The sequence below is a fragment of the Ktedonobacter sp. SOSP1-85 genome, assembly GCF_016587415.1.
Classification (GTDB): Bacteria; Chloroflexota; Ktedonobacteria; order Ktedonobacterales; family Ktedonobacteraceae; genus Ktedonobacter.
Genome location: NZ_BNJI01000001.1, coordinates 4,112,855 through 4,138,607, shown reverse-complemented (window position 1 = coordinate 4,138,607; position 25,753 = coordinate 4,112,855). Strand labels below are relative to the sequence as shown.

The following is a 25,753-nucleotide window of genomic DNA, read 5'->3' as shown; positions in this document are numbered from 1 at the left end:
CAACAAGCCTTCTGAACCTTGTCGAGATGAAGTCGGATTCCCTGTATGGTCGCAGTACAGGGATACGCACCACCTGCCACCTGGCAGAGCATTTTTCTGAAAAGGAATTTTCGATGAACGTTGTGTATGTATTGGCACCAGATGGCACGCCATTGATGCCATGTTCGTGTGCTATTGCACGATTACTCCTTAAAGATGGCAAGGCCAAAGTCAAAAGGAGAACGCCCTTTACGATCAAGTTGTTGGTTCAGCCATCAACGACCTCCACCCAACCATTGACCCTTGGGGTAGATACGGGCAGTGCCGTGATTGGTTCAGCGGTGGCCGATACGCAGGGGCAGGTGGTGTATTTGTCAGAAGTGCAGGTTCGCAATGATATTGCCACCACCATGAAAGAGCGTGTAAAGTATCGCCGGAACCGGCGCAACCGAAAGACCAGATATAGAAAAGCACGATGGCGTAATCGCAAGAACTCCATCAAAACAGGTCGCTTCTCTCCCACGATGCGTAGTAAAATTGACGCCCACCTGCGGGAAATCCGTTTTGTGCAATCCATCCTGCCCATTCGTCATATTGTGCTGGAAACAGGAACATTTGATCCCCATGCCCTTAAAAATTCTAACGTTTTAAAGCACAAGTGGCTCTACCAGAAGGGCATCAACTATGGTTTTGCCAATATCAAAGCCTATGTGCTAACACGCGATAGCTATACCTGCCAACACTGTGCAGGAAAATCGAAAGACAAGCGGTTAGAAGTCCATCATATCGTTTTTCGCAGTCAGAACGGCAGTGATGAAGAAGCCAATTTACTCACCCTCTGCAAAACCTGTCACGATGGGCTGCATGCCGGAACCGTGACGCTCAAGCGCGCTGGTAAGAAGAAAGGAAACTTGAACCATGCCACACAGATGAATAGCATTCGTCTTCAATTGTTGAAGCAGGTTCAGGCAGAGGAAACGTGGGGATTTGTGACCAAAGAACACCGTCAGATAGCAGGCTTGCCCAAGGAGCATTGCTTTGATGCGGTCTTGATTGCCACGCGAGGGGCCATGCCCACGTTTCAGACCACGGTGATTCTCAAGAAGCGATGCGTCCCCGATGGAGATTACCAGCAAACCAAAGGGCGACACAGCGAACAACGTATTCTCACGGGGAAAATTGGCGGTTTTCGGAAATTTGATATGGTGCGGTATCAGGGACAGGAGTACCTTATTAAAGGGCGAATGTCTACTGGCTATGCCATTCTGATGGACATTGATGGGAACAAGGTCGATCTCAAGCCAATTCCGAAGTTTGAGAAGATGAAGCGAGTGAGGGCACGATCTTCATGGATGATGTGTCAAGCGCCCATGCCGCATATCTCATCCACTGCCAATGAATCAGGGGAGAATGTGGCAAGAAAACCACGAAGCTAAAGACTTCGTGGTTTTCTTGCCACATTCGGATAAAAGAAGAAGCTGCTGGCGGCTCTCGGCCACCAGCAGCTTCTTCTTTTATTATTGCTATGAACACGCAGTCTATGGTATGCTTATAGAAGAAATCCAATAGAAAGAGGCCAGCGCTGATGACAACAACAAAGCATATTCAGCATGACACCCCCAAGGGGCATGTCTCTCCAAAGAGCGATCTTCCTGGCGCACTTCGGGCCTCGCATTACATCTTCTAGACATCAAAGCGACGCTGCTCATTTCTCTTCTAAGCAAGTCACGAGGCCGCAAGAACGTGCCACCGGGCCACTCACTCTCTTGAGAGGTCTTATCGCCACTCTGTGCCTCTGATGCCCTTCTATGTGCTGTCTTCCTCTGTCTTATGACGTTGCAGACATCTACTCCAGGAAATATGAGGCCAACCTACAACGCCCAACACGTCTATAGGAAAGGATGTAGCTTCGTGCCGGACTCACAACGCACTGCGACGCTCACGTATACCCAGCTCTTGTGTACCTATCTCGGACCACAATGGCGACGCATGAGTCTTATTACCTTGCTCCTGCTCTCTATTCTTGTATTCCAACTCGTTAATCCCTATATTCTACGCTACTTTATCGATACCACACTGGGCGGCGGCGACCAGTCCACCCTCCTGCTGGCTGGCCTGCTCTTTGTTGGCCTGGCCCTGCTCAATCAGGGCGCAACGATCCTGGAGACATATGTCAGCGAGAACGTGGCCTGGACGGCAACCAACCGCTTACGCGCCGACCTGGTCGCGCACTGCCTGCGCCTGGATCTCGCCTTTCACAAGTCACATACCTCGGGTGAGTTGATCGAGCGCATTGATGGAGATGTGGATGCGCTCTCCACTTTCTTCTCGCGCTCGTTTGTACTGGTTGCCAGTAACATCTTGCTGATCCTGGGCTTGATCCTGATCCTGTTCCAGCAACACTGGTTGGTCGGCTTAGTGATGGGCGTGTTCGCGCTCCTGGCAACCTATATCCTGCTGCGTATCCGCAATTTCGCGATTCGCTCTGAGACCGCGGATCGCCAGAAAAGCGCCGAGTTTTATGGCTTCATGGGCGAACAGCTCGCGGGCACCAGCGATATACGTGCCAATGGCGCGGCTGGTTATGTTCTGTGGCGCTTCTATACCCTGCTATGCTCCTGGTACCCGTTCAACCGGCGCGCCGCGCTCATGGGGTTTTCAACCTTTGTGACAACCATCGCGATCTTCGGCGTTGGCAATGCCATGGCCTTCGCGCTTGGCGCCTACCTCTGGAGCCAGAAGTTGATCTCGCCGGGCGCGGTTTACTTTATCTTCTACTGCACCAACCTGTTGAACCAACCTATCGACCAGATCCGGCGTGAGCTCCAAAATCTACAGAAGGCTGGCGCGGGTATCGAGCGCATCCGCCTGCTCCTGCGCACGCAGCCCACGATCACGGACGCGCCTGCGCCCCTCTCGCTCCCTTCAGGCCCGCTCGCCGTCTCCTTTACGCGCGTTAGCTTTAGCTACAACGAGCAGGATACGGTGCTACATGACCTCTCTTTTGACCTGGCTCCTGGCAAGGTGCTCGGCCTGCTGGGACGCACAGGAAGCGGAAAAACGACGACAGCCCGCCTGCTGCTACGCCTCTACGAGGCTCAGAGCGGCGAGATTCGTCTGGGAAATGTTCCTATACGCGCTACACGCCTCGCGGACCTGCGCCAGCGTGTCGGAATGGTGACGCAAGATGTGCAGCTCTTCCATGCCAGCGTGCGCGATAACCTGACCTTCTTTAACGCCAGTATTCTCGATAGCCGTATCCTGGAGACGCTAGAGAGTCTGGGCCTGGGTCCATGGTTACGCTCGCTTCCAGAAGGTTTGGATACCGAGCTGGGTTCCGATGGCGAGGGTCTCTCCGCGGGCGAGGCTCAGCTCCTGGCCTTTACACGCATCTTTCTCGCCGATCCCGGCCTGGTGATCCTGGATGAGGCCTCATCCCGTCTGGATCCGGCCACCGAGCAGTTGATTGAGCAGGCCACAAGCAAGCTGCTTGCAGGGCGTACGGCAATCATTATCGCGCATCGCCTGGGGACAATCCAGCGCGCCGACAAGATTATGGTGCTTGAGGATGGACACATCCTTGAGCAGGGAGCACGCATAGACCTGGCCAATGATCCCGACTCTCGTTTCTCCTATCTGCTCAAGACCGGGCTAGAAGAGGTGCTGGCATGAGATCTGATATAAAATATAACACACCTGATGTACCGCCGTTGAAGACCTATCAATACCTGTGGGGCCTGATGCGCTACCGCCCCTGGCTCTATCTGGGCAACGCGCTCATCTGGATTATCCTGCACATGGCACCCCTCCTCCCAGGGCTAATCGCGCAACAATTCTTCAATACATTGACACTCTCGGGACATTTCAATCGCGAACTCTGGCTGCTGATCGCGGCCCTGGTGGCTATCGCCCTTGGGCAGGCTGCGCTCTTTCTCTTTGGTGGACTCGTCGATAACTTGCATCGCTTCTCGATGTCCAATATTCTGCGACGCAACCTGCTAGCACGCATCTTAGAGCGGCCAGGAGCACGGGCGGTCCCAGGCTCTCCCGGCGAAGCCATCAGTCGCTTCCGTGATGACGCCAACCAGGCCGAGAACGCCATTAGCTGGACCCTGGACAGCATCGGCGAAATTCTCTTCGCGCTTGTGGCCGTGTTCATCTTGCTGCGCATCAACACAACAATTACGCTGCTGGTCTTCTTCCCCCTGGCGGGCGTGCTGGCCATTACCCAACTTATGCGCAATCGCCTGAGCAAGTATCGCGTCGCCAGCCGCCAGGCAACTGGAAAGGTGACCAGCGCCATCGGTGAGATCTTCTCCTCGGTGCAGGCCATCCAGGTCGCGGCAGCCGAGCCACACGTTCTGCGCAACTTCGACATGCTCAACGAGCGCAGGCGCGTTGCCATGCTCAAGGATAGCGTGTTGACGCAGATTCTTAGCTCGACCTTTAGTAACATCGTAGGCATTGGTACGGGCCTCATCTTGCTTCTGGCGGCCCAGTCCATGCATACGCGTGACCTGGGGGTGGGCGACCTGGCACTCTTCATCTATTACCTCTCCTTTGTGACGGAGTTTGTGCAGTTCTTTGGCATCTTTCTGGCCTATTACACCCAGACGGGTGTCTCGTTCTCTCGCATGCATACACTCTTACAGGGGGCACCGGCCGAACGCCTGGTAGAGCATCACCCTCTCTATCTCACCGGGGACATTCCGCAGCCTTCGATGCTGCCTGAAAGCGAGCGTAACCTGGAGTCGCTTGAGGTGCGTGACCTGAGCTATTGTTATCCTGAAACGGGGCGCGGGATCGCCCATATTGATCTAAGCCTGCGCCGGGGTACACTCACCGTGATTACCGGGCGCATCGGCTCGGGCAAGACAACGCTTGTACAGACATTGCTCGGCCTCCTGCCACCTCAGGGCGGGGAAATCTTCTGGAATGGAAAGCTGGTTAGCGAACCCGCGGCATTCTTTGTACCACCCAGAAGTGCCTATACGCCCCAGGTGCCACGCCTCTTTAGCGCTACCCTACGCGAAAATATCTTGCTGGGACTCGAACCAGAGCCAGCGCGTCTCCAGCAAGCCATCGAGCAGGCCGTGATGGAGCGCGACCTGGACGCGCTTGAGCAGGGCATTGAAACTCTGGTGGGAACACGTGGCGTCAAGCTCTCGGGTGGACAGATCCAGCGCGCCTCGGCGGCGCGTATGTTTATACGCGAACCCGCGCTACTGATCTTTGATGATCTCTCCAGCGCCCTGGATGTGGTAACGGAGCAAACAATGTGGACACGACTGGCAGGTCTGCTACAACAGGGCCAGACCACGTGCCTGGTCGTCTCGCACCGGCGGGCCGTGCTCCAGCGCGCCGACCATATCATTGTGCTCAAAGAGGGCGAGATTGCGGCGCAAGGCACACTCTCCACTCTGCTAGAGAACTCTGAAGAGATGCGCCAGCTCTGGTATGGTGGTCTCGTGGAATAGTCACACATCAGGCGACTCTCCACATACCACGGGCTGACTGCTGTACCAATTCAGCCCACCATGCTCCTATACTTCTTGCCCCACTCCGCATAGACTGTTATAGTGGGAGGAAAACGGTGGAGAAGAGGGAGTTATGTCAGAGTATATCTGGGGTCGCAATCCTATTATGGAGACCCTACAGTCGGTGCGCAAGGTGAAGCGCATCCTGCTCGCAGAGGGAAGTAAACGCGAGGGAGGCACCCTGAACACAATTATTCAGGAGGCCCAAAAACGCCAGATTCCAGTCGAGACCGTGCCACGCGCGCGCCTGGACCAGATGAGCAAGGGCGCGGTACACCAGGGCTGCGTGGCTATTGTCGCCGAGCGCGAATATGCCAGCACCGACGACATTCTGGCCCTCGCAGCCCAACGTAACGAGCCACCGTTCCTACTCTTGCTCGACTCGATTCAGGACGTCAATAACCTGGGTTCGCTCTTACGCACCGCCGAAGCGGCGGGGGTGCACGGGGTCATTATTCCCGAGCATCGCGCCGCCGAGGTTAACGCGACCGTCGTCAAGACCTCTGCCGGAGCAACCGAGCATATTATGATTGCGCGTGAAACCAATCTCACACGCACCATTGACTATCTCAAACAACAAAATATCTGGGTCGTGGGCCTGGCGGGCGAAGGAGATACACTCTACACGCAGGCCAATCTTACGGGAGCGCTCGCCGTGGTTGTGGGAAATGAAGGCAAAGGCATGGGGCGCCTGGTGCGCGAACACTGCGATGTACTGATCAAACTGCCTATGCATGGCTATATTAATTCGCTTAACGCGGCCGTAGCGGGCAGCATCACGCTCTACGAGGCGCTCCGCCAGCGCGCGCTCGCTTCTCGCTAAAGGGACCATCCTACCCGGACTTGCATTTGTTACATGCGTTATATCCATTACGTTCTATCATGTATATCGATGCAATAATTTCAGGAGAGCTTCATCGTGTTTAAGATATTTCTGCAACGCCTCAGCCTGCTAGCGATCTGCGGCCTGTTCGCCCTTAGCCTGGCGGCTTCGCTTCAGCCTGCGCTGGCACATGCCGCAGGTCCTACAGTTACCATAGCGCAACCAGGAGCGACAAGCTCGATTCTTATTGGCCACCCTGGCACGAAGGTGACGCTCACGGGAACGGGTTTTAAACCCAACGGCACTGCCAAACTCTTCGCTACACCAGTAAGCGACCCCAATCAGTGTAAGCCTGGTCAAGTGACCGGCAACATGAAGGCCTTTGTCCCGGATAGCGCGACCATTGACGCCAGCGGCAGTTTCAAGGTTGACACGAACTGGCCAGATGCCGCCAACATCCCTTCGGCCCCTTATTATCTCTGTGCAACCACTCAGGACGAGCAGGCCCTCTCTGGCAACAACTTTACCGTTGCGGAGCCGGTTGCGATCAAGGTCACCCCTAAGAATGCGGCCCCTGGCGACAAGATTACGGTCCAGGGCACTGGCTGGCTGCCAGTACAAAATATTAACGTCTCTATTGTTAGCAATGGCTCAGCTATCACCAGCCAGAGCGTGCAGTCCGCGGGTCCAGATGGAATCTTTACCACGACGCTGACCGTCCCGGAGAGCGCTCAGGATGGAAGCTACCAGGTAAGCGTCAACGCACCCAATGAAGATTCAAGCTTTATGAGGGCGAGCCAGACCCTTACCGTAGCGGCGGAGCCGACCGCGGCGCCTTCTACCCCCACGCCAACGCCCGGCACCACACCTACAGTAACCGCGACGGCAACCACCAATTCCAGCGGCTCTGGTGGCCCGAATGGTCTGATGATCTTCACCTTCCTGCTGGGAGGCGTAGGCCTCGTCCTGGTCGTCGTCGGCGCCATCATGTACTTCTCCTATACCCGTCAGTAGCAAAGCACAATTACAGCTGTGACACAACGCTGCTAAAACACGCGTCTACATATCATGGATCATATGTAGACGCGTGCTTTAGCAGCGTCGTGCCACCTATTTACTCCTGAAGCTCGCTTCTACGCGTATGCACAAGGAGCAAGACCCCACTACCAACCTCCACCTCGGCCAGATCATGCGTCAAGACATTGCTAATGCCCCTGGGCGAACCAAAGCGCAGGCAACCATCGCGCAGGGCGTACTGTAAATTGGTCGTGGTCAGACCCGTCACATCACCTACCAGAGGGAAGAGCGAGAGCAGGTCGTTGCTCGTGCCATGCACCTGGGTCCGTGCCGGGCCATGCACGACCCAGCACACAGAAGGGCCATCGACCAGGCGCACAGGTACGCTTGTAATGCTGCTCAGGAGCATAATATTTCCGAGGGCGTGTTCCATCCGTTCGCCTCCCCAGCCACCAAGCAGGGTAATACGCGTCGCGCCATGCTCGAGCGCGAGTTGCAAGGCCAGTTCTGTATCGGTCTCGTCCTTCTCTTCGGCGACGCGCACAAGCTCGCACCCACGTGCGCGTAGCTCTGGTTCAGGAAGAGTGAGCGAGTCAAAATCTCCTACAATGACACGCGGTGTCAGACCATAGTCGAGCGCGGTCTGTGCCCCTTTATCGGCGGCTATAACCAGGTCGGCACTTGCCAGGGCCTCCTGTACACCGCTTCCAGGTCTCAAGCTTCCCGCAGCAAATACAATGATATGCATACTATTTGCTATACCTTTCGGCTAACTAGTAGCCACATTTTCGCACAATTCGTTATGATAGTTGAACAAGTTCTAGATCCAGATCTATATCTATCCATATAGAGGGTACTCATAACATGTCGATACAGCGCACACCTCAATCCTGGGGCCGCTTCCCACGTGTGAAGCCCAATGCCGTGCTGCCAGTCTACTGGCGTCACGAGGTCCCACAACTCGATACACTTGAGAAGTCTATCCTGCCTTATGCCTACGGGCGCAGCTATGGTGATAGCTGCCTTAACGAGGGCGGTATCTCCCTTGATGTCAGCAATCTGCGTCACTTCATCTCCTTTGATGAGGAACAGGGCCTCTTACGCTGTGAGGCAGGAGTCTCTCTGGCCGAGGTACTAGAGCTGGCAGTACCTCGTGGCTGGTTCTTGCCTGTGACCCCTGGCACCAAGTTCGTCTCAGTTGGTGGCGCAATCGCGAATGATGTGCATGGCAAGAATCACCACAAAGGCGGCACCTTCGGCTGCCATGTCACCCAGTTTGAGTTACTGCGCTCCGATGGCACACGCCTCATTTGTTCACCCGATCAGAACAGTGAACTCTTCCAGGCCACCATCGGCGGTCTGGGCCTGACGGGCGTCATTCTCTGGGCCGAGTTCCGCCTGAAACGCATCCATAACCCATATATTCAAATGGATAGTATCCGCTTCTCCTCCCTGGACGAATATCGCCAGTTAGCCGAGGAGTCCGACAAAGATTTTGAGTACACGGTCTCCTGGGTGGTCTGCCTGGGCAATGATAAGGAGCTGGGACGCGGACTCTTCTCACGTGGCAACCATGATACGACGCAGCCCATGCCCAGCAATACTCAGGGAAAACATCTGCCCCTGGCGGTCCCTTTCGATTTTCCCTCCATTACCCTCAACCGCCTGACGATTCGCGCCTTCAACCTGGCATACTATAATAAGCAGCGCGAGAAGTATGTTCACAAGCTGACGCACTATGATCCATTCTTCTATCCCCTCGACGCCATCCATACCTGGAACCGCATGTATGGCAAGCGTGGCTTCTTCCAGTACCAGTTTGTCATTCCCTTCGAGGGCGGCTATGAGGCCATGAAGGAGATCATGCAAGAGATCAATCGCTCTGGAGAAGGATCATTCCTGACCGTTCTCAAATCCTTTGGAGATATTCGCTCGCCTGGCATGCTCTCCTTCCCGCGCCCTGGCCTGACCCTGGCCCTGGACTTCGCCAATCACGGCACACAGACCCTGCGCCTCCTCGACCGCCTGGACGCCATGGTTAATGCCGCCGGGGGCTTGATTTATCCTGCTAAGGACGCGCGTATGCATCCCGAAGATTTCCAGCGCTACTTCCCACGCTGGAAAGAGTTCGAGCAGTATATGGACCCACAATTTTCTTCCAGCTTCTGGCGTCGCGTCACACAGCCCGCTGCGCAATAGATAAAGCATACATACTACCAATCTGGAGTTATAAAAAAAGTTATGGCAAAAATCCTTATTGTAGGCGCGACCTCAGCAATTGCCCAGGAGACAGCAAAATGTTTCGCCAAAGATGGTGCTGATCTCTTCCTGGTCGCACGCAGCCCTGAGAAAATGGCCGTTATCGCGGATGACCTCAAGGTGCGTGGCGCTAAAAGTGTCGAAACCTTCGAGTTTGACGCCTCTGACCTTCATCGTCACCAGGAGATGTTCGATACCGCACTCGCAACCATGGGCGAGCTAGATATGTTCCTCATCGCCCACGGGACGCTCGGCAGCCAGAAGGGCTGCGAAGAGAGCGTAGCAGAGACCCTCAAAGAACTCAACACCAACTTTACCAGCGTCGTCTCACTGCTTACAATTAGCGCCAACTACTTCGAGCGCCGCCACCGGGGTGTGATCGCGGTTATCTCATCTGTCGCGGGTGATCGCGGACGTAAGAGCAACTACGTCTATGGCACCGCCAAGGGCGCGGTCAACCTCTTCTTACAAGGCCTGCGCAACCGCCTGGCCAAATCTGGTGTGACGGTGGTCACGATTAAACCTGGCTTTGTCGATACCCCTATGACCGCGCACCTGCGCAAAGGCTTGCTCTTTGCCAAGGCCAGCGCTGTGGGCGAGGGCGTCTACCAAGCTATGCAGCAGAAGAAGGATGTTGTCTATCTCCCCTGGTTCTGGGGCGGCATCATGTTTATAATCAAGGCTATTCCAGAGCGTATCTATAAAAATCTCTCATTAGGTTAAAGCACGACGCTACTAAAGTACGCGTCTACATATACCCGTTATATGTAGACGCGTACTTTAGTAGCGTCGGCCAAGGATGAAAGTATGACGCTTGATCCCCAGGTGGCCGCCTATTTGGCGTCCCTGCCAGTTGCAGAACCTGTTACATCTCTCGATGAGATGCGCCGCCAGAACACTTTCTCGGGCATTGTGAGTGGAGGCGAAGCGATTCCGCTGGCCCAGGTGCATAACCGCACCATTCCCGGGCCAGCGGGTGAGATACCGGTTCGCATCTATCGCCCCACGCCCGATAATTCCCTGCTGCCAGTCGTGATCTATTTTCATGGTGGCGGCTGGGTGCTTGGCAATCTCGATACTCATGACAATATTTGCCGCTCACTGGCGAAGCATACCCCCTGCGTGGTAATCGCGGTCGACTATCGCCTGGCACCCGAGCACAAGTATCCCGCAGCGCTTGAGGATGCCGAGGCCGCTCTCTTATGGGTAACCGCAAACGCCCAGGAGCTAGCTATAGACGCCTCACATATCGCGGTGGCAGGAGATAGCGCTGGAGGAAATATCGCCGCCGCCCTCACGCTCCTGGCGCGCGATAGAGGGTATCCACCACTCGCGGCCCAGGCCCTGGTCTATCCCGTAACCGACTATTATACTGGTGATCACGACTCCTACACAACCATTAAAGAGGGATATGGTCTCACCGCGGAGGATATGCGCTGGTACTGGGACCAGTACCTGTCTACACCTGATGAGGGCGAACACCCCTACGCGGCACCTTTGCGCGCTCAGGATCTAAGCCACCTGCCGCCCGCGCTAGTTCTCGTCGCGGAGTATGATCCCCTGCGCGACGAGGGACAGAAGTACGCGCAACGCCTGCAAGAGGCTGGAGTGCCAACCCAATTTATCTACCTGAAGGGTTTGATCCACTCCTTCTTTCGTATGAATGGCGTCTTCCCTCATGCCCTCGAACACCAGCGAAACGTCGCCACCTGGCTGCACACCCGCTTCACAGAGTAGTTTTTTATGCTGTGCATGCAGGGGCCAGGCCAGTGGTCCGGCCCCATGCAGTCACAGCATAAAACGATTAGCTCTTTCCAGGCAGAAATTCGTTGGTATAAAGCTGCTTAAAGTCCATGCTCTTAATGGGCTTACCAGAAGCATCCTGAATAGCGCCCGCGTTGAGCATAAAGTTGGGGTAGCCCTGCCAGGGCGCGTCATCCTGTACGCCCCACTGGCGCCCAGTATCAGCATAGTGAGCGCTATTAAACATCTGGCTATCCATGACAAACGAAGTATCGGGAAAATTCTCCTTGCCCGCGCCATCAATGAGCATCTGCGCGGTCTCTTTGGGATGCTGGCGCGCATATTCATAGCCTTTGGCGGTCGCGGTCATAAACTTACGCAGCAGGTCCGGCTCGCCCTTCATCTGCTTTGAACCTGTAATAAAATTTGGCGTGTAGTAGTCGGGAATGCCAAAGTCAGTAATGTAGAAGTAATTGAGCTTCAGTCCCTCGTGCTTCGCCTGGATGCCCTCAACCCCCTCAAAGATCCAGACAAAATCAATCTTATGTGATTTCAGCGCCTCCATGGCGTCCACATCAAGTGTGACATTGCGAAACTTGCCCTGGCCACCATCCTTCTGGATCATGGCACTGACAACCGCGCCCTCATAGGGAGCACCAAAGCCTCCATAGGTCTTGCCATCCAGGTCACGCGGACGCTTGATGCCCGAATCGGCCAGAGTCACCAGGGCAGAGGTATTGTGCTGCAAGATAGCCGCAATCGACACCACAGGCTGACCCGTGGCGGCATCGGCGACAATTGACTCAGTCGAACTAATACCAACATCCGCCTTACCCTGGCTCACCAGCGTATCGGGCGAGACGCTGGACGAGTAAGGCAGCACCTTGAGATCAATCCCCTGGTCTTTGTACCAGCCCTGCTGGAGCGCGGCGTAGATGCCGCTGTGGTTCGTATTAGGGGTCCAATCCAGAGCCAGAGTCATCTTCTTGAGGGGCTGCGACCCCGCTGGCGCGCCACTGGCATGTTGCTGCCAGAGGAAGGCACCGAGTACCACCAGAATGACGAGCACAGGGATGCCAAGGCCCGCCACTAAACGCGTTCGTGTGTTCATTGCTCACTCCTTGAGAACTTTGAGAAAAATATAACTAACTCCATCTACATGAGTAGGTGCGTGACTTCTCGCGCCCGTGGCGCTCAGTAGGTAGTGTGCTGTGTGTTGGTAGCCTGCGACTGCCAACACACAGCACACTACCTACCGGTATTTGGAACCTGCGGGCATACTCGCTGCACCAAAGGCGCGCCTCTGCTCCGACTCCTGCCAGGGTAAGACGATACGCTCAACCAGGCTTACCAGGGCGAAGAGTGCCAGGCTCAGCACAGTTGTGATGACGATAGCCGCGAAGACCAGTACAATAGCATGCGCGTTAGCCGAGGTCTGCATAAAGATACCCAGCCCCTGCTCCGCGCCTACGTATTCGCCAATGATGGCCCCGGTCACGCTATAGGTCGCGGCGATGCGCAGGCCTGAGAAGAATGAAGGCATCGCGCCCGGCAAACGCACCAACCAGAGGATCTGCCAGCGCGAGGCCCGCATGCTGCGCATCAGTCGTACCAGGTCGGGATCAACGCTCAACAGGCCATCGGCACAGGCCACCGTGATCGGGAAGAAGCAGTACAGCACCACCAGGATCACCTTGGGCAAGATATCGAAGCCAAACCAGACCAGCAGCAGTGGGGCCAGCGCCACCATAGGAATGGTCTGTGAGGCCACCAGCAAGGGATACAAGGCGCGCCTGAGCCAGGAAGAGAGGTCGATAGCCACCGCGATAGCCACGCCCAGGACCGTGGCGAGTGCCAGGCCCAGCACCGTCTCTAGCATGGTCTGAATAGAATGAGTCAGCAGTACATCGCGCTTATTTCCCAGAGCTTCAAGAATGGCACTGGGTGCGGGGACAAGCATCGCGTCTATCCGGCCCGCACGCACGCCCACTTCCCACAGGAGCAGGAGCGCCACCACCAGCACAAAGGCCGGGCCATAGGCCGCGAAGCGCCTCCAACGACTCTCGTTCATCCTTGTTGCTCCTTAATGCAAAAACACTTGACATATTCGAATTTGCCTTGTTATACTCTTCTTGCTAATCCAGGCTGGATGCGGGAAGCGACTGCTGAGCGACCTGACTATTTCTTCGATCCGTCTGAGGATACTGCAATTTGAGTAGTAGCTCAACCAGTTCGCGTTCAAGTTGGAGCGCGTCCGGCTCGGTCAGTTGCTCTTGCCTGCGTGGGCGTGGTAGATTGACATCCACCACGCGCAAAACACCAGCCGGACGCGCGCTCAGCACATAGATACGATCAGAGAGGAGGATAGCCTCACGCACATCATGCGTGATAAACAGGACGCTCGCATGCACCTCCTGCCAGAGATCGAGCAGCCACATCTGCAAGGAGAGGCGTGTCAGAGCATCCAATGCGCCCAGCGGCTCATCCAGCAGAAGAAAATCGCGATTGAACAGGACCGTGCGCAAAAGAGCCACGCGCTGCTTCATGCCTCCCGAGAGCGTCGCCGGATAGTGTTGGGCAAACTCGCTCAAACCAAAGTGGGCCAGCAAGGCTCGCGCCTCCTCCTGAGCCTGCTTGCGCGGCACGCGTCGCACGTCCAGCCCCAGCATGACGTTCTCCTCGACTGTGCGCCAGGGCAGGAGCAGCGGCTGCTGGAGCATATAGCCGCACTTCCCCGCACGCTTACCCTCGACACCATCTATCATCACCAGGCCCTGGTCTGGCTCCTCCAACCCGGCAATGATATTGAAGAGGGTACTCTTACCGCAGCCACTCGGTCCTATCAGCGTCACAAACTCGCCCTTTTTGACCTGCAGGTCCAAGGGTCGCAGCACCTCCAGCCGCTGCTTCCCCGCGCCATACCTCTTACTCACACCTTTCACCAGGAGCTTCAGCGGCTCCTCCGCCTGTCGATCTGCTTCATCTTCCATAGGCCATATCCATTCTCTTCTATGCGCCTGCAGCGCTTGCCTATGTGGTGGATGGATGTGATAGGTGTGCTGGCAGCCTTCGGCTGCCAGCACACCTATCACATCCATCCACCACGCAAAAAACCGTGCTCCCTTGGAGGGAACACGGCTAGCATCTTGCGATATGGCGGCCATATTGAAATGCTGAAATGCTCTGGCCTCGGCATACCGGTTGCTGCTTCCCTCCGCTGGTATTATCCAGATCAGGTTCTTGTAAGGGTCGACGGCGTCTCAGTCGTCTCTCAGCCACAAAGGCTCCCCTAGCAGTTTACCAATTTCTCTTGTTATTTTTGCTGAGTGTACAATTCTTCTTACTGCATAGTATAACACAAATGGCGGTCACGCTGTAGCGCTTCAGGATGCTCAAGACGCTTCGCGCCTGCGTCGCTCAGGAATAGAGAATATGGAGAGGGCTGGTAGGTGGATGCCTACCAGCCCTCTCCATATTCTCTATTTGAAGGCAAGCTTACAGAATCACGCTTAGCGAGCGAGCAGGATGCTCGCAGCCGGACTGGCGACATTGAGGAAGACTTGCGCCACAAAGGTGATAACGATCAGCGCCACCGTGGTTAAGAGCAGGGCTGTGCTCAGGCCCATGGTTGGCACCAGGCGGTCTTCCTTGACGGGCTTGTCAAAGAACATGACCTTGATGATGCGGCCATAGTAGACCAGCGAGACAACGCTGTTGAGCAGCGCCACAATCACCAGCCAGGACTGACCCAGGCTCCAGGCGGCGGAGAAGAGGAAGACCTTACTCCAGAAACCAGCCATGGGCGGGATACCCGCCAGCGAGAGCAGACAGAGAGCCGTCCCCAGGCTCAGCGCAGGCGAACGCTGCCAGAGGCCACGGAAGTCCTCGATGCGCTCACCACCCGTCAGGTTTGCCAGGGCGATGATGCCCGCGAAGGCGCCCAGGTTAGTGATCACATAGACCAGGATGAAGAAGAGGACCGAGCTATTGCCCTCAGGGCGATTGGTTGCGAAGCTACCGATAAAGCCCACCAGGATATAGCCCGCCTGCGCGATGCTCGAATAAGCCATCATGCGCTTGACGTTGCTCTGCACCGCCGCGACGAGGTTACCCAGCGTCATGGTCAGGACGGCAACGATAGAGAACGCGATGACCGACGTTGAGACATCAACCGCATTGAGGCCACCAAACATGAAGACGCGAATCAGGGCCGCGAAGCCAGCCGCCTTTGAGCCAACTGAGAAGAAGGCCGTAGCGGGCGTTGGCGAGCCCTCGTAGATATCTGGCGCCCACATGTGGAACGGCACCGCGGAGATCTTGAAACCAAAGCCAGCCAGGATCAGGATATTGGCGACGATGACGACCATATTGCCCTGAGCAATCTTGGAGAAGGAGGCCGCGATACCAGCCAGGTCGGTTGTACCCGTCAGGCCATACAGCAGCGCGAAACCGTAGAGCAAGATAGCCGAAGACATCGCACCGAGCAGCACATATTTCACTGCCGCCTCGGCAGAGCGCTCATCATGGCGCAGCATACCCGCCATGACATACAGCGGAATACTGGTCAGCTCAAGCGCGATATAGATCGTAATCAGCTCAGTCGTGCTCGCCATGAACATCATGCCAACGGTAGAGAAAAGCAGGAGCGCGTAGAACTCGCCGGTCGCCTTTATATACTTGCCGACATATTCATAGGAGGTGAGCGCCATAACCGCAGCGATCACCAGGAAGATAACCTTAAAAAAGAGCGAATACGTATCTACGATCAGCATATTGCTGAACGCCTTCTGCGTTCCCGTGTGCGTCAGGGCCAGAGAGATCGTGAACCCCGCGGAGATCAGAAGTCCCACCAGCGCGACCCCGGCGATGACTCTGCGGCTTTTGACAAAAAGGTCGACCGCCATCACCACCAGCGCCATCACCAGTAAGCTGAGCTCTGGTGAGACCAGGTAGAGACTAAAAGGTTGAATAAGCATACGAACTCCTTGGTTGATCGTGGTGGACCCTGCGAGATCCAGCCACGATCAAGGCGACCTTACTTTATCGTTGCCACAGCCAGTTGCATGATATGGGACAGGCTGGGTGTAATCACATCAATGAGCAGCTTGGGATAGACACCAATGATCACAATCAAGCCAGCGAGCGCAAAGAGCGGAATCATCTCGCGGGGGCTTGCATCGGGCAGCCAATCCCATTTCTTGTTAAATGGACCAAAGAAGACGCGCTTCATCATCCACAGCAGGTAGCCCGCGGTGAAGATCATGGTGAAGACGCTGATAATCGTCACAACGGTCCAGATCTTGAAGCTACTGGTGAAGACCATGTATTCCGCGACAAAGCCAGCCAGGCCAGGCAGGCCCGCCGAAGCCATCGCGGCGAAGACAAAGATCGTGCCCAGAATCGGCATACGCTTCGCCACACCACCAAAGGCCGAGATCTCACGTGTATGCGCCACGTCGTAGATGACGCCGACACAGAAGAAGAGCAGACCAGAGATGATACCATGGCTAAAGAGCTGAACAGTCGCGCCCGTCAGCGCCGCCTGGCGGAAGGCGATATCGCCCGTGCCAGCCGCCGCGGCCACGCCCAGCAGCACAATCCCCATGTGGCTAACGCTTGAATACGCGATCAGCTTCTTCATATCTCTCTGCACCAGGCAGATCAGCGCACCGTAGATGATGTTGATGATTGCGATCACTGCCAGCCAGCCCGCGAAGTCATGCACTCCCTGAGGGAAGAGCGTGAGGCAGATGCGAATCAGACCATAGGCACCCATCTTCAGCAGGATACCAGCCAGGATCACACTGACCTCGGTCGGCGCATCGGTGTGCGCGTCTGGAAGCCAGGTATGGAAGGGGAACATCGGGATCTTCACGGCGAAGGCTACGAAGATCAGCAGGAAAACCACCAGTTGCAGGCTCGCGGTCACGCCCAGGAACGGCAGGGCAATCGTGCCCCTCACCATGTGCGTGGGATCGGCGAAGTACGCCATATTGGCGGTCGCCGTTGCGCCAGGAAGGCCTACATTGTTGAAGTAGAGTAGCAGGATACCCACCAGCATGAAGATACTGCCGAAGAAGGTATACAGCAGGAACTTCCAGGCCGAATAGACGCGACCAGGGACCCCGTGCTTCAGCTGCTCGTTACCCCAGACACCGATCAGGAGGAACATCGGCGCCAGCTCAATCTCCCAGAAGAGGAAGAACAGGAAGAAGTCCAGGGCCATAAAGACGCCCATGACGCCACCTTCCAGGAAGAGGATCAGCGCCAGGTAATCTTTGACGCGTGTCTTCTTCCAGCCGCCGATAATCGCCAGCACGGTCAAGAAAGCATTTAAAATCACCAGGGGGAGGCTCAGGCCATCGATCCCCAGGAAGTAATCCACATTGAACTGAATCTTACCTGCCTGGAAACGAATCCAGGGCACATTGACTGAATCCCGCAGGTGGGTTAAATCGCCAAATCCCTGACCACTCGCTTGAATTCTATACCAAGTAGACAGTGTCAGAGCAAAAACAGCCACTGCAACCACCAGGGCAACCCAGCGAGCAGCCTTTGATGGTGTAAGGTATACCACAATCGAACCAAGGATTGGTAGCAGGATAATCCAGGTAAGATCACTGCCGAAAATTTGTTGTAAAGCCGTCATGATCCTCTATTATCCTCTCGCAAACGTGATCAGGACAAAGGCGAGCACTGCGAGCACTGCCACGCCGCCGAAGAAGCCAACCATGTACGCCTGAACGCGACCCGTCTCGACGCGACGAGCGCCGCGACCGAAGAGCGTCACCACGCTAGCCGCTCCGTTCACAATGCCATCGACCACGTAGGTATCGAAGGCCTGCGCCAGGTAGGAGATACCCAGGACGGCATAGCGCACAAACCAGTTGTACAGGTCGTCAATGTAGTAGCGGTTAAAGAGCACGCGATGCACGGTGCGCAGGAAGGCACTTCTCTGCACAAAGGCGTCTATCTTCGCCGGCTCTGTGCGGCCATACATTACCAGGGCCGTCACCAATCCCGCCAGGGAGACCACCACACCAACCCAGGTATCAATTGATGTCAGCATGTGTGAGATATCCAGGCTTGGGGCATCGGGATTCAGGTACTTGAAGAACCCGGTCCAATAACCAGCTGCGATAGAAGGAATCGCCAGCAGCATCAGCGGAATGGTCATCGTCAGCGGAGATTCGTGGACGTGGCCCTCGCCACGATAGGTACCGCCCCACAGGCCAAAGAACTTGCCATCTGGGCCACCGAAGGCCAGGATGAAGGCCCGCAGCATGTAGAAGGCGGTCAGGCCAGCAGTCGCCAGCGTGAGGATATAGGAGAACCAGTCGTGTTGCTCAAAAGCCAGGCCAATGATGGTCTCTTTACTAAAGAAACCCGAGAAGAAGGGGAAACCCGAAATGGCCAACGTCGCGATCAACCACGTTGCCGCGGTAATCGGCATACGAGTCGCCAGGCCACCCATCAGGCGCGTATCCTGCACCTCGCGGTGCATCGCGTGGTGCAGACCATGCAGCACACTACCGGCACCCAGGAAGAGCAAGGCCTTGAAGAAGGCGTGCGTGAACAGGTGGAACATACCAGGGCCGGCACCATACTCGGGACCAGCCACACCCAGGCCAACGAACATATAGCCCAGCTGGCTAATAGTCGAGAAGGCCAGCACGCGCTTGAAGTCCGACTGGACCAGGGCAATTGTTGCCGCGAAGAAGGCCGTGAAGGCACCAACCCAGGCCACAACATGGAAGGCAATAGGATCAGCGGCCGCGAAGAGCGGGAAGGTACGCGCGACCATGTAGACACCAGCGGCGACCATGGTTGCCGCGTGGATCAGCGCGCTAACAGGGGTAGGACCTTCCATTGCCGAGGGGAGCCAGACGTGCAGCGGGAACTGCGCCGACTTACCAATCGCACCACAGAAAACCAGGATCATCGCCACCGCCAGCAGGCCCTTATCCATGCTTGCGGTTGAAGCCTGGATCTGGGAGAACTCGAAGGAGCCGGCATGCGCGAAGAGAATCATGATACCGATGATGAAACCCACGTCGCCGACGCGGTTGGTAACAAAGGCTTGCAGCGAAGCGCTCGCGGGCGAGGGACGCTGCTCCTCGGGCTTGGCACGTTTATTGATCCAGAAGCCGATGAGCAGATATGAGCTCAGACCTACCAGTTCCCACCCGGTAAAGATGACCAGGAAGTTGCGGGAGAAGACGATCACCAGCATTGAAAAGGCAAATAGTGACAGGTAGGAGTAGAAGCGAGCATAACCCGCCGAGTTCTCCATATAGCCCTGAGAATAGAACTGCACCAACAGGGTAACAGTCGTCACTACGACCAGCATCGTCACCGCCAGATTATCAATCTGGAAGGCCACCTGGTATTTCAAATTGCCGAAGGCCACCCAGTCATACTGGAAGACCGTCAGACTATTACGAAGCGCTTCAGGATGGATGGCCGTATTAAACAGCAGCACCCAGGAATAAGCACAGGCCAGGGCCATAATCAGGATCGCGGCATAGGCACTTGCCTTGGCCCAGACTGAAAGATGAGGGATTTTGGGGTCTTCATCGTCATCTTCGCCATGTGCATCATGGCCACCATGACTCTCCCCGCCGTGGGCTGCGTCTGCATGCCCATGTTCTCCATGCCCACCTGCGGGCACCTCAGCACGTGGTCGACCCAGGAGATCCAGGACGCGCGTACCGAAGATGATGACCACAAAGGCCAGGAGCGGAGCAAACAGGATCAGCCAGGAATAGGTATACAACGAATCCATACTAATTAACACCGTGCGCGAACAGTCACAACCCTACAGGACAGGGGAGGCGCACTACTCCTTTCTCTTTTGCGACCCGGACGGCACTAAAACTTCAGCACGTTGATTTCGCCAACATCCACCGTGTCACGTTTGCGGTAGATGGCAATGACCATCGCCAGCGCGACAGCGGCCTCAGCGGCAGCTACAGTAATAATGAAGATAGCGAAGATTTGACCGGTCAGATATTTCGCGTAGGGTTGCACCTGGTTGAAGTAGGAAAAACCAACCATTGTGACATTAACGGCATTGAGCATCACCTCGATGCCCATCAATACTGCGATAGCATTGCGCTTGGCAATTGCGCCATACAGCCCAATACAAAAAAGGATGGCACCCAGTACCAGAAAGTGGTTTAGCGTCAGATGCATAGCCTCTTAATCCTCTCTACCGATAACAATCGCGCCCACAATCGCTACCAGCAGCACCACAGAGGCAATTTCGAAGGGCAGGACGTAGCTATAGGACGTGGGGCTGTAAAGCAATTGCCCAATCGCAACAACATTATTAATGTGGGCAGGTAGCGTATGTGCCCCGCCAGTGCTGGTATTTGAAATCGCAAGCGGGCTATTGAATAAGCCGTACAAAATGCTTCCGCCAACAAAGGCGCTGATGATGGCTGCAATCCACCAGAGCCTGTTCGCTGGATTTGTGCGCTGTAGCCCCCCAATGCGCGTCAGCATCAGCGCAAAGAGGATCAAAATGGTTACTGCGCCCGCATAGATCAGAATTTGTACAATAGCGATGAATTCGGCGTTGAGCAGAATATAAATACCACCAGCCATCACAAACACAAAAAACAACGCAATCGCGCTGTGTACAATGTTACGAAGGCTGACTACCGCTAACGCCGCCACCACCAGGATCGTTGCCAGGATCCAGAACATAAGGGCGGCAAAGTCCATAAAAAAACCTCCGGGTAATATCGGATCGTAATTTCAGTTCTTGGACAAGAGGAGAAGATTACATTCCATTTGGTACTCTATAAGTTGTATTGTATCACCCATGACGAGCGGTAGAATACCAGTAGGTATTCTACTTAGCCAGGCAAGTGCAAACCCCTAAACGGCCTACACCTGGGGGTCATCATTGTACGAGGTCACGTCCGCGTGAGCCTCTTACCTCTCATTACACGAAAGGCTCCTGGTAGATGGTGTCACCATTACCCGGATCTGCTACCCCTTTGAGACTATACCTGTTGCAAGGGTTTGCACTGACAGCGCTTGCGTCATTCCTGGTAACGGTTCTCGTCACATGGGAGGAAGAGTGCCTGTTATCCCATTTGGGATTCTAGCAAAACATAGGAGTCATGACAAGGGGAGAAACGGGTCACCAACCGCCTTCTCTCTCAATTGCATGTCACTTCCACCAGAAGATCCACCTTTTTAGGGAGAAACATTTCGCTTCCCCATACGTCTATGCTTAATAATAGCGGGAGAAAGCTTAACCACTTTACGGCCTCATACGTATACTTACTATGGGGTCTGCCCTTCAGCTTGTGCACCAAATTCGGGAGAGCGGGTACTTCCCTGTTTATCCTATATCACTCTGTGTAGTCCCCGTTCTATCCAGATTTGCTACACACTAGTTTGTAGACTCTCATTGTGTCACAATAGCCATGCATATTTGCCAACTTCTGAGCCAAGCAGGCGATTATAGCGCGCCTCCTTCGCGAAATATCATCTGACATGCTGTTGATAACGCTTCTGGTACATACCTGGTATGCTATAATTTTCTTAGACACGATAACTCTAGAGTAAAAAGGCGTAGTAGAGGAACATGAGCGTAACACAAACTCCATCTGACCAGAAACAGCCTACGACTGTGCGCTGCAATAACTGCAACGCGGTCCTGCCCCCACACGCAACTTTTTGTGGCTCCTGCGGCCAGCGCATAGATAAAACCGTCAGAACCATGACCCCTATAGATCAGAGTGATATCGCTGAGCGCTATCGTATCACCTCCCTCATTCATCGCAATGGTCAGGTGCAACTCCTCTTCGCCCAGGATAATCAGTCGCATCACCAGGTCATCATCCGCGATATCGATCTCTCGGCGCTCGATGAAGCCGCTCAACAACAAGCTCTTGAAGCCGCTCAGCAAGAGTGTGAGTTGTTACGCCAGAAACGCATCCCCGATTTAACCTCTGCTATAGATCTGCGCTACTTTCAGGAGCACCTCTACCTGGTAGCGGACTGGCCTTTCGCGGGCGCAGAGAAGAAACAGGAGGCCCGACATCGCCAGACGCTGCATGACCTCCTGGAAAGCGAAGCGGGGCTTCCCGATGAAGATACGGCCATTAGCTGGGGTTATCGCCTGAGCAAGGTGGTTGAACGCCTGCATAAACAAAATATTGTTCTCGGCGACCTCGATCCGCACGCGATCCTGGTGGATGGTAACGTCTATGATGGCCTGCCAGCCCTGATGGTCTCCTGGCTTCCGGCCGCCATTCGGAACTTGCTAGATGCTTCGGCGCTGGATGACTCGACTCAGGTCACGACACGCAATCCCTTCAGCGCTCCCGAGACACAGCAAGGCAAATATGATCACAGCACAGACATCTATAGCCTGGGTGCGATCCTCTACCTCCTACTGACCGGGACGGCACCAGACGAGACCACACAGCGCAAAAAACGCGCCTCAACCTCGCCACGTGAGATCAATCCCCAGATTGGCAGTAAGATCGACGAGGTCGTGAGCAAGGCCCTAAGCACAGACCCAGCCAAACGCTTTCGCAGCGTCAAAGAATTCGCGGAGATCCTGCTCGACCTCTCTTCGAGCACCAAACCCGTGCGCCCAGTGAAAAACGCCAACCGTATGACACGTAAGCGCGCCCAGATTGCCCAGGAGAATCAGGCACTCTCGCAGACGACGCAGAGGCAAGCTATCACAGCGCCCGGTACTAACTCTGAGGCAACCTCTGCTGCCACCAGCGAGGGCGAGAAGACGCTTATCATTCCGAGAGATAGCGAAGCCACCGTCATTGTTCGGTCTCACCCCAAATCGCAATCACAGTCACCAGAGAAGACCGTGCCAGGGGCCGCTGTCCCGCCAAAGCCGGAGGCCAACGCCAGCGAACACACGGCGGCCTCAACGACCGAGGCGGCAACAGCCTCCGCAAGCGCCATTGAGGATATCAAGACCCAGCAGATCGCAACCATTAGTAGTGAGAAAACCATCAGTATGCCAGCGCTCTCGCGGCAACCCAAGGCGACCGCCGATATTGATACGCAGGCCATCGATGCCCAACCTACAATGGCATTGAGCCTGCCGCCCACACCCAAGGCTGCACCAGCGACACAACCACATCGAGAAGAAGCCTTGACCTCCCAGCCCGAGAAACCAGCCGGAGGGGATAACGACAATGGCCTGGTCGCCGACCTGAAATCACTCCTGCCAGCATCCAACGCGCTGCCAGCGAAAATCAAGGAGCACCAGTTGGTACAGCGTGTGCGCGAGCGCGTCAATGATCGCTTCCTGCCCGCAATCTCGCACATCGTTCGTTCGCTGAGCACACAGGCCAGGGAGACCAGTGCCAAGCACCCGGTGCTCCAGCAATTGCAACACTTTATCCTGGGTGTTCAGCGCCGTGATATCGCAGCCGCAGCCCTCATCGAGATTCCGCTACGTGTCCAACCAGATCAGAGCTATACGTTGCGTATCAGCGTCATGGGACGCGATGAGCCGCATATTCCTGACGAGGCGACCGCAGATACCCCCCTCAGTGGACTGAGTGCTCTCGCGGCGGGTGACCTGGTACATATCGAGATCCGTACCACCCTCGTCCAGCGCCTGGCCTATGTCGTACAAAAGGCCGATATCCAGGTGCCACGCAAGGGCTACGCCGCTGAGGTCACGATTCCAATGCAGCCCTTTGAAAGCTCGGTCGCTGGACGCCGTGAACGCCTCTATGTTCATTTCACCGACGAATTTCGCAATCCACTCTATGAGCAGCCTTTCGCTGTTGAACTCTTCGTCTCGCCACTCGTACAGGCTGGCCGTGAGGGCCACGACGTCCTCACCATCCCTTTCTAGAACAGAGAAAAAGGGCAGTGGAGGCGTCGCGACCTCTCCACTGCCCTTTTTTCATACTCTAAACGCCGAAGACAAAGACGGTCCCCGCCATCATGCCAAAGAGCAGAATCAAGAGCAAGCCTTCAAGCCAGACGAGCTCACCATCCCTGGTAATCTCGCTGAACAAGAAGGTCGTCAGGCCCAGTACTGAGAGTTCAACCACGCTAAACACCAGGTCCAGGCGCTGTGGCATAAAGAGACTGATCAGCACCAGGATCGGAGCCACCAGCAGGGCGATCTGGATCGAGGAGCCAGCCGAGGCCGCCAGGACCATTCCAATGCGCTTATCCAGCGACATAGAAATGGTATTAAAGTACTCGGGCAAGGCACCAATCAGAGGCAAGAAGACCAGTCCCACAAAGGCATCATTCCAGCCCAGCGTCTTCGTTACAGGCTCAATTGAGCCCACAAGAATTTCAGAAACGAGGGCCACCCCAATTGTGGCTGCGGCTAACAAGAGCAGGGAACGCCACAGGGGCGGTTTATGCTCCTGTGTCTCCGCTTTTTTCGCCTCGGGATGAGCCAGGTTGGCGGCAACTGGATCAAGGGTGGTAGCAGGCTGTCCATTCTTCTGTCCAGCCTGTTCTGGCTCACCCTGCGCCTTGACTGTCACGGCGCTACGCGCCTTCTCGTGCTCCATAATAGCGTCAACGGCGCTATCGATCTTCTTCAGTGTCCCTGTCTTCCCCTGGATTCCACTCTGAATCACGTGGTGCCGATACGTGAGCAAGCGCGAGATGGCGGCCATGGAACGCGCGCCTACAGTCACGTTCAATTCCTCCTCGCCCTCCTCCGCTTTGTCACCTACGTGGAAGACACTGAAGAGCACCGACGCCAGGTAGCCCACAAGCAGCACCACGGCCACGTAATCCGAGAGATTATGCTCCATCGCAGGGTCATAATGGACGGCTTTAGCCTGAAAACTGGCCAGGGTAGGCAGAATCAAGCCTCCCATACAGAGTGCGAAGAGTGAGGCATACTGACTCGCGGGGCGCGTCTCAAACTTCAGGCGCCCATGCTTAAAGCCTCCTACACAAACGGAAATCCCCAGGACCAGCAGCGCATTGCCCAGGATGGCCCCAATAATAGAGGCGCTGACAACGTTGACCAGGCCCTGGCGCAAGGCCAGAATACTAATAATGAGCTCGGTGGCGTTGCCAAAGGTCGCGAATAGCAGTCCGCCAATACGCTCACCCGTGTGCTCGGCAACCTCCTCAACGGCCTGTCCAATAAGCGCAGCCAGAGGCACAATGCCCAGGGCAGCAATCAGAAACAGCAGGAGTGGTGGAAGTTCAATATGCAAGAGATCAAGTCCTATCGCGATCACAGCGAAGAGCAATAGGAAATATAGCCAGCGCGGCATCTGGTTTCCCTCCCTAAACACGATAAACATTGCCTCCACATATGTCTCATCGATGAAGTGGCGCGGCTTGCCACCTCATTCTTACACGCATATGTGGGCAGAACCGTTGTAGCACGGTCTGCTCATCAGTATAT

At 55.5% G+C, this 25,753-nt stretch carries 19 protein-coding genes and 1 riboswitch; of the genes, 9 read left to right on the top strand and 10 right to left on the bottom strand.

Going from position 1 to position 25,753, the window contains the following annotated elements; all coding sequences use genetic code 11:
* Nucleotides 1-113 precede the first annotated feature (113 nt).
* The 5 genes from iscB (at nt 114) to KTE_RS17305 (ending at nt 7,353) form a co-directional block, all read left to right on the top strand.
* Nucleotides 114-1,415 (top strand): RNA-guided endonuclease IscB, encoded by a 1,302-nt coding sequence (gene iscB, locus KTE_RS17325; protein WP_201382966.1) that lies wholly within the window; start codon nt 114-116, stop codon nt 1,413-1,415.
* Nucleotides 1,416-1,890: 475 nt separating this feature from the next.
* Nucleotides 1,891-3,651 carry an ABC transporter ATP-binding protein gene (locus KTE_RS17320; RefSeq protein WP_201382964.1) on the top strand — a complete coding sequence of 587 codons (1,761 nt, stop codon included), beginning with the start codon at nt 1,891-1,893 and terminating at the stop codon, nt 3,649-3,651.
* Nucleotides 3,648-5,456 (top strand): ABC transporter ATP-binding protein, encoded by a 1,809-nt coding sequence (locus KTE_RS17315; protein WP_201382962.1) that lies wholly within the window; start codon nt 3,648-3,650, stop codon nt 5,454-5,456. Before KTE_RS17320 ends, KTE_RS17315 begins: the two co-directional genes overlap by 4 nt.
* Nucleotides 5,457-5,589: 133 nt before the next feature.
* Nucleotides 5,590-6,339 carry a 23S rRNA (guanosine(2251)-2'-O)-methyltransferase RlmB gene (rlmB, locus tag KTE_RS17310; RefSeq protein WP_201382960.1) on the top strand — a complete coding sequence of 250 codons (750 nt, stop codon included), beginning with the start codon at nt 5,590-5,592 and terminating at the stop codon, nt 6,337-6,339.
* A gap of 96 nt (nt 6,340-6,435) precedes the next feature.
* Entirely contained in the window at nt 6,436-7,353 is a 918-nt protein-coding gene (locus tag KTE_RS17305) for a hypothetical protein (protein WP_201382958.1), read from the top strand.
* Between the two features lie 100 nt (nt 7,354-7,453).
* Here KTE_RS17305 and KTE_RS17300 read toward each other — a convergent pair whose 3' ends face one another.
* Nucleotides 7,454-8,104 carry a thiamine diphosphokinase gene (locus KTE_RS17300; RefSeq protein WP_201382956.1) on the bottom strand — a complete coding sequence of 217 codons (651 nt, stop codon included), beginning with the start codon at nt 8,102-8,104 and terminating at the stop codon, nt 7,454-7,456.
* Between the two features lie 116 nt (nt 8,105-8,220).
* Here KTE_RS17300 and KTE_RS17295 point away from each other — a divergent pair, with 116 nt between their 5' ends.
* From KTE_RS17295 to KTE_RS17285, 3 genes are all read left to right on the top strand, one after another.
* Complete coding sequence (locus KTE_RS17295; RefSeq protein ID WP_201382954.1) at nt 8,221-9,555, top strand: FAD-binding oxidoreductase; 1,335 nt, start codon at nt 8,221-8,223, stop codon at nt 9,553-9,555.
* A 42-nt stretch (nt 9,556-9,597) separates the two neighbouring features.
* Nucleotides 9,598-10,338 (top strand): SDR family oxidoreductase, encoded by a 741-nt coding sequence (locus tag KTE_RS17290; RefSeq protein WP_201382952.1) that lies wholly within the window; start codon nt 9,598-9,600, stop codon nt 10,336-10,338.
* A gap of 84 nt (nt 10,339-10,422) precedes the next feature.
* Complete coding sequence (locus tag KTE_RS17285) at nt 10,423-11,352, top strand: alpha/beta hydrolase (RefSeq protein ID WP_201382950.1); 930 nt, start codon at nt 10,423-10,425, stop codon at nt 11,350-11,352.
* 67 nt (nt 11,353-11,419) lie between these two features.
* Here the strand turns inward: KTE_RS17285 and KTE_RS17280 are convergent, their stop codons facing one another.
* The 8 genes from KTE_RS17280 to KTE_RS17245 form a co-directional block, all read right to left on the bottom strand.
* Entirely contained in the window at nt 11,420-12,469 is a 1,050-nt protein-coding gene (locus tag KTE_RS17280) for an ABC transporter substrate-binding protein (RefSeq protein WP_201382948.1), read from the bottom strand.
* Between the two features lie 141 nt (nt 12,470-12,610).
* On the bottom strand, nt 12,611-13,429 hold the full coding sequence (locus tag KTE_RS17275; RefSeq protein WP_201382946.1) for an ABC transporter permease: 819 nt from the start codon (nt 13,427-13,429) through the stop codon (nt 12,611-12,613).
* 64 nt (nt 13,430-13,493) lie between these two features.
* Nucleotides 13,494-14,348, bottom strand: coding sequence for an ABC transporter ATP-binding protein (locus KTE_RS17270; protein ID WP_236600464.1), 855 nt, complete (start codon nt 14,346-14,348; stop codon nt 13,494-13,496).
* A 202-nt stretch (nt 14,349-14,550) separates the two neighbouring features.
* Nucleotides 14,551-14,659: riboswitch (TPP riboswitch) on the bottom strand.
* Nucleotides 14,660-14,867: 208 nt separating this feature from the next.
* The gene (locus tag KTE_RS17265; protein WP_201382944.1) at nt 14,868-16,334 is read right to left on the bottom strand and encodes an NADH-quinone oxidoreductase subunit N; all 1,467 of its coding nucleotides are present in this window, start codon (nt 16,332-16,334) and stop codon (nt 14,868-14,870) included.
* Between the two features lie 59 nt (nt 16,335-16,393).
* Entirely contained in the window at nt 16,394-18,007 is a 1,614-nt protein-coding gene (locus KTE_RS17260) for a NuoM family protein (RefSeq protein ID WP_201382942.1), read from the bottom strand.
* A gap of 9 nt (nt 18,008-18,016) precedes the next feature.
* Nucleotides 18,017-20,143: an NADH-quinone oxidoreductase subunit L gene (nuoL, locus tag KTE_RS17255; protein WP_201382940.1), complete on the bottom strand. Its 2,127-nt coding sequence runs from the start codon at nt 20,141-20,143 to the stop codon at nt 18,017-18,019.
* Nucleotides 20,144-20,229: 86 nt separating this feature from the next.
* Nucleotides 20,230-20,553 (bottom strand): NADH-quinone oxidoreductase subunit NuoK, encoded by a 324-nt coding sequence (gene nuoK / locus KTE_RS17250; RefSeq protein ID WP_236600462.1) that lies wholly within the window; start codon nt 20,551-20,553, stop codon nt 20,230-20,232.
* A 6-nt stretch (nt 20,554-20,559) separates the two neighbouring features.
* Nucleotides 20,560-21,087: an NADH-quinone oxidoreductase subunit J gene (locus KTE_RS17245; protein WP_201382938.1), complete on the bottom strand. Its 528-nt coding sequence runs from the start codon at nt 21,085-21,087 to the stop codon at nt 20,560-20,562.
* A gap of 874 nt (nt 21,088-21,961) precedes the next feature.
* Here KTE_RS17245 and KTE_RS17240 point away from each other — a divergent pair.
* A complete protein-coding gene (locus tag KTE_RS17240; protein WP_201382936.1) occupies nt 21,962-24,217 on the top strand; it encodes a protein kinase in 2,256 nt (751 codons plus the stop codon).
* 58 nt (nt 24,218-24,275) lie between these two features.
* On the opposite strand, the gene KTE_RS17235 is transcribed toward KTE_RS17240, so the two are convergent.
* Entirely contained in the window at nt 24,276-25,619 is a 1,344-nt protein-coding gene (locus KTE_RS17235) for a calcium:proton antiporter (protein ID WP_201382934.1), read from the bottom strand.
* Nucleotides 25,620-25,753 lie beyond the last annotated feature (134 nt).